Source organism: Micromonospora sp. URMC 103, assembly GCF_051386435.1.
In the GTDB taxonomy this organism is placed as follows: Bacteria; Actinomycetota; Actinomycetes; order Mycobacteriales; family Micromonosporaceae; genus Micromonospora.
Window position 1 is genome coordinate 1,354,033 of record NZ_JBPQTR010000005.1, and the last position, 13,405, is coordinate 1,367,437.

Genomic DNA, 13,405 nt, shown 5'->3' on the forward strand with positions numbered 1-13,405 from the left:
TCCCTGGGTGCCGCGCCGGGCGGCACCCAGGGCCGGCTCCCCCGGCATCCCGGGCGGGAAGCAGGAGAGCGCTCTCTTGACAGCATCGACGTGTCTCAATAGATTGTTACCAATCTATTTCCCGGTTTCCTCGTAGATTCCCGACCGGTGGCCATTCGCCGGGTGGGCCCGAGGGCCGGCAGTCCCGAGACCGCAGGGAGGCTTCCCGTGCGCAGACTTCGTGCCATCGCCGCGCTCGCCCTCGCCGGCGTGGGCCTCAGCGTGGCGCTCACCGCGACCACCGCGGCCCCCGCCACGGCGGCGCCCGGCGCCGTGACCTGGTCCGACGACTTCAACGGCCCCGCCGGCTCGCCACCGGACGCCAGCAAGTGGCGCTACGACATCGGTGGCGGCGGCTGGGGCAACAGCGAGTTGCAGTACTACACGAACAGCACCCGCAACGCGGCGCTGGACGGCAACGGCAACCTCGTCATCACCGCCCGCCGGGAGAACCCGGCCAACTACGGCTGCTGGTACGGCAGCTGCCAGTACACGTCGGCCCGGCTGCTGACGAACGGCACGTTCGCCCAGGCGTACGGGCGGTTCGAGGCCCGCATCAAGATCCCGCGCGGTCAGGGGCTCTGGCCCGCCTTCTGGATGCTCGGCAACGACATCGCCACGAACCCGTGGCCCAACAGCGGCGAGATCGACATCATGGAGAACGTCGGGCGCGAGCCGTCCACCGTCCACGGCACGCTGCACGGCCCCGGCTACTCCGGCGGCAACGCCGTCACCGGCCAGACCTCGCTGCCCGGCGGGCAGGCGCTCGCCGACGCCTTCCACACGTACACGGTCGACTGGGCGCCCGACTCGGTGACCTGGTATCTCGACGGCGTGCAGTACTCCCGCAAGACCCCCGCCGACCTGCGCGGCAACCGGTGGGTGTTCGACCACCCGTTCTTCATGATCATGAACGTGGCGGTCGGCGGGAACTGGCCCGGCTCGCCCGACGCCAGCACGGTGTTCCCGCAGCAGATGGTCGTCGACTACGTCCGGGTGCAGGCGTGGGACACCGGCGGCGGGGGCGGCGGCAGCGGCGCGCCGATCGTCGGCTACGGCAACAAGTGCGTCGACGTGGCGGGCGCCAGCACGGCCAACGGCACCGCCGTGCAGCTCTGGACGTGCAACGGCAGCGCCGCCCAGCGCTGGACCTGGGCCGGCGACGGCTCGGTGCGGGCGCTCGGCAAGTGCCTCGACGTCAGCGGCGGGAGCACCGCCAACGGCGCCAAGGTCCAGCTCTGGGACTGCAACGGCAGCGGCGCGCAGCGCTGGACCTTCACGGCCGCCGGGGACATCGTCAACCCGCAGGCCAACAGATGCCTCGACGCGACCGGCGTCAGCTCGGCCGACGGCACCCGCCTGCAGATCTGGGACTGCACGGGCGGCGCCAACCAGAAGTGGCGCCGCTGACCGTTCACACACCGGAGGGCCGTCGCGGCGCTCGCCGCGGCGGCCCTTCGGCCGTGCTCGACCGTGGTGGCCCCGCCCGCTGTCGAGCTGCCCCGGAGATGGGGCGCGGTCAGCCCAGCTCGTGGCCCGTCGTGGCGTCGACGTGCTCGGGGACGGCGTCGTGCCGGTCGCCGACCGAGGACGTGCCGGTGGGCTCGAACATCAGGATCGAGGCGCCTCCGGCGGAGGACGGCTTGTGCTCGGTGCCCCGTGGCACCACGAATACCGATCCCCGCGGCAGGACGACCACCCGTTCCCGGACCGCCGCGCCCTCTGCTCCCTCCGGCTGCTCGCGCAGGGCGATGCGCAGCTCCCCGGCCAGCACGAGGAAGAACTCGTCGGTGTCGTCGTGGCGGTGCCAGACGTGCTCGCCGGCCACCTTGGCGATCCGCACGTCGTAGTCGTTGACCCGGGTCACGATGCGCGGGCTCCACAGCGCCTCGAACGAGGCCAGCGCGTCGGCGAGGTCGATCGGTCCAGTGCTCATGCCGCCATCCTGCCCGTGTGGCCGGGGGGCCGGTGAGTGCTAGAAATTGCACGTGTCGCAAAAATCCTCTCAATCGACCGGCGCGGCCGGGGCGCACCGGGTGGTGCTGCTCGTGGACGCCGGGTCGAACCCCTTCGAGATGGGCGTGGCCACCGAGTTGTTCGGGCTCCGCCGGCCCGAGGTGGACCGGCAGTGGTACGACTTCGCGGTGTGCGCGGCCGAGCCCGCCGTCGAACTGCACGCCGGGTTCTTCACGCTCACCGGCGTGGCCGGTCCGGACGCCGCCGAGCACGCGGACACCCTCATCGTGCCCAACCGGCCGGACCCGGAGGTCCCGCCGAGCCCGGCGGTGCTGGACGCGGTCCGGCGCGCCGCCGACCGGGGCGCCCGGCTGGTCAGCTTCTGCACGGGAGCCTTCACCCTGGCCGCCGCCGGCGTGCTCGACGGCCGGCGCGCGACCACCCACTGGCGCTGGACCGCCTTGTTCGCGGCCCGCCACCCCGCCGTGCTGCTGCAACCCGACGTGCTGTTCGTCGACGACGGCGACGTGCTCACCGCCGCCGGGAGCGCCGCGGCGCTCGACCTGGGGCTGCACATCATCCGCCGGGACCACGGCGCCGAGGTCGCCAACATCGTCGGCCGGCGGCTGGTCTTCGCCGGCCACCGCACGGGCGGGCAACGCCAGTTCATCCCCCAACCCGTCCCACCCGTCGTCGACTCCTCCCTCGGGCCGCTGCTGGAGTGGGCACGCCAGCGGTTGGACCGCCCGCTGACCGTCACCGACCTGGCCGCCCACGCCGGGGTCAGTCCCGCCACCCTGCACCGCCGCTTCCGGGCCGAGCTCGCCACCACGCCCCTGGCCTGGCTGACCACCCAGCGCGTCGCCCACGCCTGCCGCCTGCTCGAGGCGGGCGAGGAGCGCCTCCCGGTGGTCGCCCGTGCCAGCGGACTGGGCACGGCCACCAACCTGCGTGCCCAGATGCTGCGCCACACGGGGTTGAATCCCAGCTCCTACCGACGCCGGTTCGACACGACCCCACCACGCTGACGAGCGTCCGACAACGCTTCGCCGATCATGCAGTCGTGGTGCCCGGCCCGCCCCGGTTCGCGACCTTCGTCACCCACCACAACTGCATGATCGACCGCGCCCGGCCGGGCCCGCGCCGGCATGGGCATGGGCGTGGGCGTGGGCGTGGGCCAGGTTCTTCGGGGTGTCCACGTCTACGGGGGCGCCCAGGCCGTCGCAGGGCACCCGGGTCACCAGGTCCGGTCGGGCTCGCAGCAGGTCCCGTGCGCCCCGGTCGCCCGTGGCGTGCCGGTCGAGCAGCGGCCAGGCCGCCCGCCCGAGCAGCACGGGATGCCCGGGTCGCCCGGCGTACGTGGCCGTCGCGATGGCCGCGCCCGCCGCGTGGGCGGCGCGGATCCGGCGTACGGCCGCGGGGGCGAGCAGCGGCTGGTCGACGAGGACGACGACGGCGGCGGCCACGTGTCGGGGCAGGGACGCCAGCCCGAGGCGCAACGAGAGGCCCATCCCCCGCCGCCAGTCGGGATTGTGGACGAGCACCGCCCCGGGCAGTGGGGGCAGGTCGTCCGCGCCGGCGCCCACCACCACGTGCACGGGCGCGCAGCCGCCGGCGTGCAGCAGCCGCAGCGCGCGGCGCACGAGGGGCTCGCCGTCGAACTCGACGAGCGCCTTGGGACGGCCGAACCGGCGGCCCGCACCGGCGGCGAGCAGCAGGCCGGCCACGGTCTCGTCCCGCATCCCACTCGCCCCCTCGACCGGTTGACGAAACGCCCGTTTTCTTCGCATTAGCCCTGTCAAAGCTACTATGACCGTGTGCGAAGCGGCTCCGGTAGCGCCACGACGGCGGGCGACGAGTGGTCGTCCCCGGTCGCCGTCACCGTGAACGGCGAGCGCCGCGAGCTGACGCTCGACAACCGCACCACGCTGCTCGACGCGCTGCGCGAACACCTCGGCCTGATCGGCGCCAAGAAGGGCTGTGACCACGGTCAGTGCGGCTCCTGCACCGTGCTGCTGGACGGCCGGCGGGTCAAGAGCTGCCTGATCTTCGCGGTCAGCCTCGACGCGTGCGAGGTGGTCACCGTGGAGGGCCTCGGCGGCCCGGACGCGCTCTCGCCCCTCCAGGAGGCGTTCATCGCCCACGACGCCTTCCAGTGCGGCTACTGCACGCCGGGACAGATCTGCTCCGCCCGCGGAATGCTCGACGAGACCGCGGCCGGCTGGCCGAGCGCCGTCACCGAGGACCTCACTCAGCCGGCGCCGCTCACCGACGCCGAGATCCGGGAACGGATGAGCGGCAACCTGTGCCGCTGCGCCGCGTACCCCCACATCGTGGCCGCGATCCGCGAGACGGCGGGTGACCGGTGAGGCCCTTCCGCTACCGGCGCCCCGCCGACGTCGCGGAGGCCGTCGCGCTGCTCGGCGCCGACCCGGAGGCCGCGTACCTGGCCGGCGGCACCAACCTGGTCGACCTCATGAAGCTCGGTGTGCAGCGGCCGGACCTGCTGGTGGACGTCACCCGGCTGCCGCTCGGCGGGGTCGAGCAGCTTCCCGACGGGGGCCTGCGGATCGGGGCGACGGTCCGCAACGGCGACCTCGCCGCGCACCCCGTGGTGCGGCGGGACTACCCGGTGCTCGCCCGGGCGCTGCTCGCCGCCGCGTCCGGCCAGCTGCGCAACATGGCGACCACCGGCGGCAACCTGTTGCAGCGCACGAGGTGCGTCTACTTCCAGGACACCGGCAAGGCGTGCAACAAGCGGGAACCGGGCACCGGCTGCGCGGCCCGGCACGGGCAGAACCGCGACCTCGCCATCCTGGACTGGTCCGAGCAGTGCGTGGCCACGCACCCGTCCGACCTCGCGGTGGCGCTCGCCGCGCTCGACGCCGTGGTCGAGGTGACCGAGCCCGGCGGGCCGCGCGAGCTTCCCGTCGCCGAGTTCTACCGGTCGCCGGGCGAGCACCCGGAGCGGGAGACCACGCTTCCCCGCGGCGCGCTGGTCACCGCCGTACGGCTTCCGCCGCTGCCGGCCGCGCGGCGCTCGGCGTACCTCAAGGTGCGCGACCGGGCGTCGTTCGCCTTCGCGGTCGGCTCGGTGGCCGCGGTGCTCGACCTGGACGCCGGCGTCGTCCGCGACGTCCGGCTCGCCTACGGCGCGGTGGCGCACCGGCCCTGGCGGGCCCTGCGGGCCGAGGCGGAGCTGCGGGGGCGGCCGTTCACGCCGGACCTGGCGGGGCGGGCCGCCGACGCCGAACTCGACGCGGCCCGGCCGCTGCGGCACAACGCGTTCAAGGTGCCGCTCCTCCGCGCCATCACCGTGCGCGCGCTGAGCGAACTCGCGGGGGTGGCGGCATGAGCGCGGGCGCCGTGGGCCGGGCGCACACCCGGCTGGAGGGGCCGGAGAAGGTGAGCGGCACCGCCCGGTACGCGGTCGAGTACCCGCTCGACGACGTGACGTACGGCTGGGCCGTGCCCACGGCGGCGGTGCGCGGCCGGATCACCCGCCTCGACTCCGAGCCGGCGCTCGCGGTGCCGGGCGTGGTCGCCGTGCTGCACCACGGGAACGCGCCGCGGCTCTCCCCCGACGTGGATCCGGAGCTGTACCTGCTCCAGGAGCCCGCCGTGCACTACCGCGGCCAGTTCGTGGCGCTGGTCGTGGCGGAGAGCATCGAGGCCGCCCGGGAGGGGGCCCGGCACGTCCGGATCGACTACGACACCGAGCCGCACAGCACCGTGCTCACCGCCGACCATCCGGGTCTCTACCGGCCGGAGAAGGTGAACCCCGGCTATCCGACGGACACCGCCGAGGGCGACTTCGACGCGGCGTTCGCCGCGTCCGAGGTGCGCGTGGACGTCACCTACCGGACGCCCGCGTACCACAACAACCCGATGGAGCCGCACGCCACCACGGCACAGTGGCGGGACGGACGGCTGCTCGTGCACGACTCCAACCAGGGTTCGACGGCGGTGCAGGCGGCGCTCGCCGAACTCTTCGGGCTGCCCCGGGACGCGGTCCGGGTGGTCAGCGAGCACGTGGGGGGCGGGTTCGGCAGCAAGGGCTACCCGAAGGCCGCCGTGGTGCTCGCCGCGCTGGCCGCCCGGCAGGTCGGCCGGCCCGTCCGGCTCGCCCTCACCCGTCAGCAGATCTTCGGCCCCGTCGGCTACCGCACCCCGACGATCCAGCGGGTGCGGCTCGGCGCCGACGCCGACGGGCGGATCGCCGCGGTCTGCCACGACGCGATCAGCCAGACGTCCCGGCTCACCGAGTTCGCCGAGCAGACGGCCGTCTACACCCGCAGCATGTACGCGGCGCCGCACCGGCGCACCACGCACCGGCTGGTCCGGCTCGACGTGCCGACGCCGTTCTGGATGCGGGCGCCCGGCGAGTGCCCCGGCGCGTACGCCCTCGAATCGGCGATGGACGAGCTGGCGGCCGCGTGCGGGATCGACCCCGTCGAGCTGCGCATCCGCAACGAGCCGGACATCGACCCGGACCAGGGGCATCCGTTCACGAGTCGCAACCTCGTGGCCTGCCTCACCGAGGGCGCGCGCCGCTTCGGCTGGGCCGACCGCAACCCGCGCCCCTGCGCCCGCCGGGAGGGCCGGTGGATGATCGGCACGGGGGTCGCCGGTTCCAGCTACCCCGCCCGGGCGCGGGCCTCCGCCGCCACGGCCACCGCTTTTCCCGACGGCGGCTACCTGGTGCGGATCAACGCGACCGACATCGGCACCGGGGCCCGGACCGCGTTGTGGCAGGTGGCCGCCGACGCGCTGGACACACCGCCGGAGCGCGTACGCATCCTGATCGGCGACAGCGACCTGCCACCGGCCGGCGTGGCGGGTGGCTCGATGGGCACCTCCTCGTGGAGCTGGGCCGTCATGCGGGCCTGTCAGGAGCTGCGGGACCAGCTCAGCCACCACAGCGGGGCGCTGCCGGCCGAGGGGCTGACCGTCGAGGCGCACACCGCGGACGAGATCCGGGCCCAGCGGCCGATGGCCCGCTACGCGTACGGGGCGCAGTTCGCCGAGGTGCGCGTGGACGCGGACACCGGCGAGGTGCGGGTGAGCCGGCTGCTCGGCGTGTTCGCCGTCGGGCGGGTGGTCAACCCCACGACGGCGCGCAGCCAGCTCATCGGCGGCATGACCATGGGCATGTCGATGGCCCTGCACGAGGAGGGCGTGCTCGACGAGCGGTACGGCGACTGGGTCAACCACGACCTCGCCACCTACCACATCCCGGCGTGCGCGGACGTCGAGCGCGTCGAGGCGTACTGGGTGCCGGAGGAGGACCCCGACCTCAACCCGGCCGGCGTGAAGGGCCTCGGCGAGATCGGCATCGTGGGCACGGCCGCCGCGATCGCGAGCGCCGTGCGGCACGCCACCGGCGTACGGGTGCGGGACCTGCCGATCCGCCTCGACAAACTGATCGGCGTTTCAGGGGTCGCTTAAATAAGGCCGAGCTGATATAAATGTGCCCGTGCACGCCTTCGATGTGCTGGGCGACCCGGTCCGGCGCCGGATCCTCGAACTGCTCGCCGAGGGCGAGGCGACTGCCGGCGCCGTCGGCGCGGTGATCCAGCGCGAGTTCGGGATCTCCCAGCCGGCCGTCTCCCAACACCTGAAGGTGCTGCGGGACAACGGCTTCGCCACGGTCCGGCCCGAGGGGGCGCGACGGCTCTACGCGGTCGACCCGCGGCCCCTGCGCGACGTGGACCAGTGGCTCGCCACGTTCCGTAGGTTCTGGACCCCGCCCCTCGCGGCGCTCGCCACCGAGCTGGCCCGCGGCAGGCGCGAACGGCGGCTGCGCGAGCAGTCCGGCGGTGGCGAGCAGTCCGGCGACCAATCCAGCACGGCTTCCGACGAGAGGAAAGAACGATGATCGACGCGACCGAGCAGATCAACGCCGTCCGGCGGCAGGTGGGAAGCCGCACGCTGGAGGCCGGCGAGGCGAGCGTGATAACGATCAGCCAGACGTACGACGCGCCCATCGAGGACGTCTGGGACGCCTGCACGAACGCCGAGCGCATCCCCCGCTGGTTCCTCCCGATCTCCGGGGAGCTGCGCCTGGGCGGCCGCTACCAGCTGGAGGGGAACGCGGGCGGCACCGTCGAGAGCTGCGACCCGCCGACCAGCTTCGCGGCGACCTGGGAGTACGGCGGTGAGGTCAGCTGGATCGAGGTCCGGCTCACCCCGGAGGGCGAGGACCGCACCCGTTTCGAGCTGGACCACATCGCACATGTCGACGACGACCGGGCGGCGCAGTTCGGCCCCGGCGCCGTCGGCATCGGCTGGGACCTCGCCCTGCTCGGCCTCGCGTCGTACTTCGGCCAGCCGGGCGCGGCCGTCCGTCCCGAGGACGCCGAGGCCTGGTCGGCCTCCGACGAGGGCCGCGCGTACATGACCCTGGCGAGCGAGCGCTGGTACGAGGCGAGCGTCGCCGCCGGCACCGATCCCGAAACCGCCCGCGCCGCGGCCGACCGGGTGACCGCCTTCTACACGGGCGCCCCGGCCTGACCCGGGCCGGCGGCTCTCCCGACGGCGCGCGGGTAACCTCCTGCGGCATGACCGGTGCGCCGTACTCCCACTGCTCGTTCTGCGGGTCCGCCTACCCGGCGGCGGCCGGCTGGCCGCGCGTCTGCCCGGTCTGCGGCCAGACCGTGTGGCGCAACCCGCTGCCGGTCGCGGTGGCGGTGCTGCCGGTGCGCACGCCGGCCGGCCTCGGCGTGGTCGTGGTCCGCCGCGACATCGAGCCGGCCCGGGGGCTGCTCGCCCTGCCCGGCGGTTTCATCGAGTACGGCGAGGAGTGGGACGAGGCGCTCGTCCGCGAACTTCGCGAGGAGACCGGCCTGGTCGCGGCCGCCGGGGACGCGACGCTCCTCGCGGTGCACAGCGCACCGGCCGGCGGCACCATGATGGTCTTCGGCGTCCTGCCCGAGCGGCGTGTCGAGGACCTGCCGCCCTCGGCGCCCACCGAGGAGGCCACCGAGTGGCTCGTGCTCACCGAACCGGTCGAGCTGGCGTTCGACACGCACACCCGCGTCCTCGCCGACTTCCTCGCCAGCACCGCCGATCGATGACGGCTCAGCGACTCGGCACGCCGGGCCACGAGTCGCTGAGCCGTCACCGACCGAGCAACGTGAGGTCGCCGCGGGTCAGGCGGCGGGGCGGTCGGCCAGCGGGCGGCGGCGGAGCGCCGGGTCGGTCAGCGCCGGCGGGCGCCAGGCGCCGTCCGGGGCGTACAGGTTGGCGCCGGGCGGCACGATCTCGTCGATCCGGTCGAGCACCGTGTCGTCGAGGCTGAGCGTCGCGCCGGCCAGCAGCCCGTCGAGCTGCGCCATCGTGCGCGGTCCGATGATGACGGAGGTTACCGCCGGGTGCGCGGCCGGGAAGGCCACGGCCAGTTCCGGCAGCGTACGACCCAACTCGCCGGCGAGCGCCACGAGGTCCTCGACGGCGGCGTACTTGGCGGCGTTCCCGGGGAGCGTCGGGTCGAAGCGGGCCGGCGTGAGGGCGGCCCGCCCGCTGGTCAGGTCCGCCGGACGGCCGTCGCGGTACCGCCCCGAGAGGAAGCCCGAGGCGAGCGGGCTCCAGGTGAGCACGCCCATGCCGTACCGCTGGCAGACCGGCAGCACGTCGGCCTCGATGCCCCGCGCGAGCAGCGAGTACGGCGGCTGCTCGGTGCGGAACCGCCCGAGCGCCCGCCGTTCGGAGACGTGCTGCGCCGCCACGATCTCCTCCGCCGGGAAGGTCGAGCAGCCGAAGGCCCGGATGGTCCCGGCGCGGACCAGGTCGGTGAGGACGCCCAGGGTCTCCTCGACGTCGGTCGTGTGGTCCGGGCGGTGCACCTGGTAGAGGTCGATCCAGTCGGTGCCCAGCCGCCGGAGGCTGTCCTGGACGGCCTTGGTGATCCAGCGCCGCGAGTTGCCGCCCCGATTGCGCCCCTCCCCCATGGGGAAGTGCACCTTCGTGGCGAGCACGACGTCGTCCCGGCGGCCGCGCAGCGCCTTGCCCACGATGACCTCGGACTCGCCGGCCGAGTACATGTCGGCCGTGTCGACGAGGTTGACGCCGCGGTCGAGGGCGGCGTGGACGATCCGGACGCACTCGTCGTGGTCCGGATTGCCGACGGCGCCGAACATCATGGCCCCGAGCGCGTGGACGCTCACCTCGATGCCCGTGCCGCCGAGGACGCGGTAACGCATGCCTGTGCTCCCTGCTGTGGGTCACACGCCGGCAGGCCCGCCGGCGTGCGCCTCACGCTAGGAGTTCGAGTGCTCTGGAGGTCAACGCCGCTCGGCGGTGAGCGGCAGCAGCACCCGGAACACGGTGTTGCCCGGCGCGCTCTGCACCCGGATGTCGCCGCGGTGCTTGTGCACCACGATCCGGTACGAGATGTCCAACCCGAGCCCCGTGCCGCTGCCCACGGGTTTCGTGGTGAAGAACGGCTCGAAGATGCGCGGGCGCACCTCCGGGGGGATCCCCGGACCCGTGTCGACGATCTCCACGGTGAGCAGGTCGTCCGACCGTCCGGTGCGGACGGTGAGGGTGCCCTTCTCCCCCATGGCGGCGAGCGCGTTGTCGATGAGGTTCGTCCACACCTGGTTCAGCTCCGCCGCGTACGCCGGGACGTGCGGCAGGCTACGGTCGTACTCCCTGACGAGCTTCACCCCGGCGGGGATCTTCGCCTTGAACATGACGAGCGTGGCGTCGAGCAGGTCGTGCACGTCGACGACCTGGAACGGCGCCCGGTCCAGTTGGGAGTACTGCTTGGCCGCGCCGACCAGGCCGGAGATCCGGGTGACGGCCTCGCCGATCTCACGCATCAGCAGCTCGGTCTCGATGGTGTACGTGAGCCAGCGGATCGCGGTCTCCAGGTCGGCGGGACCCACGGACGTCCGCACCCGGTCGAGCCAGTCGGTGTCGGCGCCGCCGCTGACCAGGATCGGCGCCAGGTCCCAGGCGCCGCTGACCCCGCGCTCGTCCAGCCAGTCGGTGAGCGCGTCCTCGGCGTCGGAGACGGCCATGGGGCTGAGCTTCGGCGCGCCGGACACCCGCGCCACCGCCTCCTCCTGCAACTCCACGAGCTGGTGCAGGGCGCTGCCGTCGAGCCGGCCGTCGGCGATCATCGCGAGCTTGCTGCGCATGGCGGCCACCCGGTCCCGGAGCACCGAGGTCGCCCGGACCGCCGCGGCGGCCGGGTTGTTCAGCTCGTGGGTGAGCCCGGCCGAGAGCGAGCCGAGGGCGAGCAGGCGTTCCCGTTCGCCCACGATGTTCTGGGTGTTCCGCATCCCGATGAACAGCCCCTCCAGCAGGTGCATCGCCATCGGGAACCAGGAGCGGACGGCCCTCGCGAAGTCCGCGGCGGGCAGCACGAAGAGGTCGGCGTCGGTCACCGCCCGCATCGTGTTGCGGTAGACCTGCTCGTTCGCGCCCTCGATGTACGCCTGGGTGGCCCCGCCGTACACGCCGCGCTGGGAGGTCCGGTTGATCTCCACCTCGTCGTCCTGCACCCGGCGGCTCAGCGTCACGGTGCCGGAGAGCAGGACGAAGAAGCAGGTCGCCGGCTCGCCCTCACCGAAGACGACGGTGCCGGCGGCCCGCTGCTCCACCCGGCCGTACTCGGCCAGCCAGCCGAGCTGGTCGGCGTCGAGCGCCTCGAAGAGGAACAGCGTGCGGAGCTCGTCCGGCGTGAGCCGGTCGGTCGGGGCGCTCACTGAGCCTCCAGGTAGCGGTGCACCAGCGAGACGGCCATGGCGCCCTCGCCCACGGCGGAGGCCACCCGCTTCACCGACTGCGAGCGCACGTCGCCGGCCGCGAACACTCCGGGCAGGCTGGTCTCCAGGTGGTACGGGTCGCGCGACAGCGACCAGCCGGGCGGGCGCTTCCCGTCGGTGACGAGGTCGGGCCCGGTGACCACGAAACCCCGGGCGTCGCGCGCCAGCACCCCGTCGAGCCATTCGGTGCGGGGCTCGGCGCCGATGAAGACGAACAGCCAGGAGGTGTCGACGGTGCGCCGCTCGCCGGTGCGGGCGTTGCAGAGGGTCAACTGCTCCAGGTGCTCCCCGCCCGCCGCGCCGACCACCTCGGTGTGCGTGTGCACGACGATCCGGTCGGTGCGCTCGATCTGGTCGATGAGGTAGCGGGACATCGAGGCCGTGAGGTCGGCGCCGCGGACCAGCAGGTGGACCCTGGCCGCGTACCGGGAGAAGTAGACGGCGGCCTGGCCGGCGGAGTTCGCCCCACCGACGATGTAGACCTCCTGGTCGACGCAGCTCGGCGCCTCGGTCGAGACGGCCCCGTAGAAGACGCCCCGGCCGGTGAAGTCGGCCACCCCGGGGGCGGCGAGCACCCGGTAGGAGACCCCGGTGGCCAGCACCACGGTGTGCGCGGCGATCTCGCTGCCGTCGTCGAAGCGCAGCAGGCGGGCGCCGCCGGCCTCGGTGAGCCCCACCACCTCGCGGGTGCTCAGCAGCTCGGCGCCGAACTTCAGCGCCTGCCGCCGCGCCCGGTCGGTGAGCTGCGCGCCGGAGACGCCGTCCGGGAAGCCCAGGTAGTTCTCGATCCGGCTGCTCTGCCCGGCCTGGCCGCCGGTGGCCCGGCGCTCCACGAGGATCGTCCGAAGCCCCTCCGACGCCGCGTACACGGCCGAGCCGAGGCCGGCCGGGCCGCCGCCGACCACCACCACGTCGTAGAAGTCGGTCGTCGGCTCGACGGTGAGCCCCACGACGCTGGCCAGCTCGGCCACGGTCGGGGTGACGAGCGTCTTGCCCTCCGCCGTGACGACCAGCGGCACGTCCGCCTCGGTGGCGCCCGCGGCGGCGAGCAGCCGGGCCCCCTCCGGCTCGTCGGCGAGCAGCCAGCGGTACGGGATGAGGTTGCGGGCCAGGAAGTCGCGGACCGTGAACGAGGGGGCGCTCCAGCGGTGCCCCACGACGCGGATCTCGGTGAGCGCCGCGTCGGGGGTGGCCGCCCACGCCTCCAGCAGGCCGTCCACCACGGGGTAGAGCTTCTCCTCCGGCGGGTGCCACGGCTTGAGCAGGTAGTGGTCGAGGTCGACCACGTTGATCGCCTCGATGGCGGCCTCCGTGTCGGCGTACGCGGTGAGCAGCACCCGACGGGCGGCGGGGAAGAGATCCATCGCGGCCTCGAGGAACTCGATGCCGGTCATCTCGGGCATCCGGTGGTCGGCGAGCAGCAGCGCCACCTGCTCACCGCGGAGTTTGATCTCGCGCAGCGCGTCCAGCGCCTCCGGGCCGGACCCGGCCCGGATCACCCGGTAGCGCTCGCTGTACCGCCGGCGGAGGTCACGGGCCACTGCCCGGGAGACCACCGGGTCGTCGTCGACGGTCAGGATCACCGGGTTCGCCATGGCGCCCATGAAACCACCTCCGGCCTGCGGCGGTCACGTCCG

Annotated in this window: 13 protein-coding genes; 8 read left to right on the forward strand and 5 right to left on the reverse strand. The window is 73.8% G+C overall.

Going from position 1 to position 13,405, the window contains the following annotated elements:
* Nucleotides 1–207 precede the first annotated feature (207 nt).
* A complete protein-coding gene (locus ACSNOA_RS19310; RefSeq protein ID WP_436660184.1) occupies nt 208–1,449 on the forward strand; it encodes a ricin-type beta-trefoil lectin domain protein in 1,242 nt (413 codons plus the stop codon).
* Between the two features lie 109 nt (nt 1,450–1,558).
* Here the strand turns inward: ACSNOA_RS19310 and ACSNOA_RS19315 are convergent, their stop codons facing one another.
* Complete coding sequence (locus ACSNOA_RS19315) at nt 1,559–1,975, reverse strand: cupin domain-containing protein (RefSeq protein WP_436660186.1); 417 nt, start codon at nt 1,973–1,975, stop codon at nt 1,559–1,561.
* A 52-nt stretch (nt 1,976–2,027) separates the two neighbouring features.
* Between ACSNOA_RS19315 and ACSNOA_RS19320 the strand changes: the two genes are divergently transcribed.
* On the forward strand, nt 2,028–3,023 hold the full coding sequence (locus ACSNOA_RS19320) for a helix-turn-helix domain-containing protein (protein WP_436660188.1): 996 nt from the start codon (nt 2,028–2,030) through the stop codon (nt 3,021–3,023).
* A 69-nt stretch (nt 3,024–3,092) separates the two neighbouring features.
* On the opposite strand, the gene ACSNOA_RS19325 is transcribed toward ACSNOA_RS19320, so the two are convergent.
* On the reverse strand, nt 3,093–3,737 hold the full coding sequence (locus tag ACSNOA_RS19325; RefSeq protein WP_436660190.1) for a nucleotidyltransferase family protein: 645 nt from the start codon (nt 3,735–3,737) through the stop codon (nt 3,093–3,095).
* Nucleotides 3,738–3,878: 141 nt separating this feature from the next.
* Between ACSNOA_RS19325 and ACSNOA_RS19330 the strand changes: the two genes are divergently transcribed.
* From ACSNOA_RS19330 to ACSNOA_RS19355, 6 genes are read left to right on the forward strand one after another with little or no spacing between them, the layout of a single operon-like run.
* Complete coding sequence (locus ACSNOA_RS19330; RefSeq protein WP_436662376.1) at nt 3,879–4,364, forward strand: 2Fe-2S iron-sulfur cluster-binding protein; 486 nt, start codon at nt 3,879–3,881, stop codon at nt 4,362–4,364.
* The gene (locus ACSNOA_RS19335; protein ID WP_436660191.1) at nt 4,361–5,350 is read left to right on the forward strand and encodes an FAD binding domain-containing protein; all 990 of its coding nucleotides are present in this window, start codon (nt 4,361–4,363) and stop codon (nt 5,348–5,350) included. Before ACSNOA_RS19330 ends, ACSNOA_RS19335 begins: the two co-directional genes overlap by 4 nt.
* Nucleotides 5,347–7,443, forward strand: coding sequence for a xanthine dehydrogenase family protein molybdopterin-binding subunit (locus tag ACSNOA_RS19340; RefSeq protein WP_436660192.1), 2,097 nt, complete (start codon nt 5,347–5,349; stop codon nt 7,441–7,443). The genes ACSNOA_RS19335 and ACSNOA_RS19340 overlap by 4 nt, the downstream gene beginning before the upstream one ends.
* A 28-nt stretch (nt 7,444–7,471) precedes the next feature.
* Nucleotides 7,472–7,873, forward strand: a complete 402-nt coding sequence (locus ACSNOA_RS19345) for an ArsR/SmtB family transcription factor (RefSeq protein ID WP_436660194.1) — start codon at nt 7,472–7,474, stop codon at nt 7,871–7,873.
* Entirely contained in the window at nt 7,870–8,508 is a 639-nt protein-coding gene (locus ACSNOA_RS19350; protein ID WP_436660195.1) for an SRPBCC family protein, read from the forward strand. Before ACSNOA_RS19345 ends, ACSNOA_RS19350 begins: the two co-directional genes overlap by 4 nt.
* A 47-nt stretch (nt 8,509–8,555) precedes the next feature.
* The gene (locus ACSNOA_RS19355; protein ID WP_436660197.1) at nt 8,556–9,071 is read left to right on the forward strand and encodes an NUDIX domain-containing protein; all 516 of its coding nucleotides are present in this window, start codon (nt 8,556–8,558) and stop codon (nt 9,069–9,071) included.
* A gap of 75 nt (nt 9,072–9,146) precedes the next feature.
* Here ACSNOA_RS19355 and ACSNOA_RS19360 read toward each other — a convergent pair whose 3' ends face one another.
* The 3 genes from ACSNOA_RS19360 to ACSNOA_RS19370 form a co-directional block, all read right to left on the reverse strand.
* Nucleotides 9,147–10,196: an aldo/keto reductase gene (locus ACSNOA_RS19360; RefSeq protein WP_436660199.1), complete on the reverse strand. Its 1,050-nt coding sequence runs from the start codon at nt 10,194–10,196 to the stop codon at nt 9,147–9,149.
* An 81-nt stretch (nt 10,197–10,277) separates the two neighbouring features.
* A complete protein-coding gene (locus tag ACSNOA_RS19365) occupies nt 10,278–11,708 on the reverse strand; it encodes an ATP-binding protein (protein ID WP_436660201.1) in 1,431 nt (476 codons plus the stop codon).
* On the reverse strand, nt 11,705–13,372 hold the full coding sequence (locus ACSNOA_RS19370) for an FAD-dependent oxidoreductase (RefSeq protein WP_436660202.1): 1,668 nt from the start codon (nt 13,370–13,372) through the stop codon (nt 11,705–11,707). The genes ACSNOA_RS19365 and ACSNOA_RS19370 overlap by 4 nt, the downstream gene beginning before the upstream one ends.
* Nucleotides 13,373–13,405: the final 33 nt, after the last annotated feature.

Excerpts from the sequence above, each read along its gene's own strand:
- ACSNOA_RS19315 (WP_436660186.1), bottom strand. The coding sequence starts at position 1,975 with ATGAGCACTGGACCGATCGACCTCGCCGACGCGCTGGCCTCGTTCGAG.
- ACSNOA_RS19370 (WP_436660202.1), bottom strand. The coding sequence starts at position 13,372 with ATGGGCGCCATGGCGAACCCGGTGATCCTGACCGTCGACGACGACCCG.
- ACSNOA_RS19355 (WP_436660197.1), top strand. The coding sequence starts at position 8,556 with ATGACCGGTGCGCCGTACTCCCACTGCTCGTTCTGCGGGTCCGCCTAC.
- ACSNOA_RS19340 (WP_436660192.1), top strand. The coding sequence starts at position 5,347 with ATGAGCGCGGGCGCCGTGGGCCGGGCGCACACCCGGCTGGAGGGGCCG.
- ACSNOA_RS19350 (WP_436660195.1), top strand. The coding sequence starts at position 7,870 with ATGATCGACGCGACCGAGCAGATCAACGCCGTCCGGCGGCAGGTGGGA.
- ACSNOA_RS19325 (WP_436660190.1), bottom strand. The coding sequence starts at position 3,737 with ATGCGGGACGAGACCGTGGCCGGCCTGCTGCTCGCCGCCGGTGCGGGC.
- ACSNOA_RS19360 (WP_436660199.1), bottom strand. The coding sequence starts at position 10,196 with ATGCGTTACCGCGTCCTCGGCGGCACGGGCATCGAGGTGAGCGTCCAC.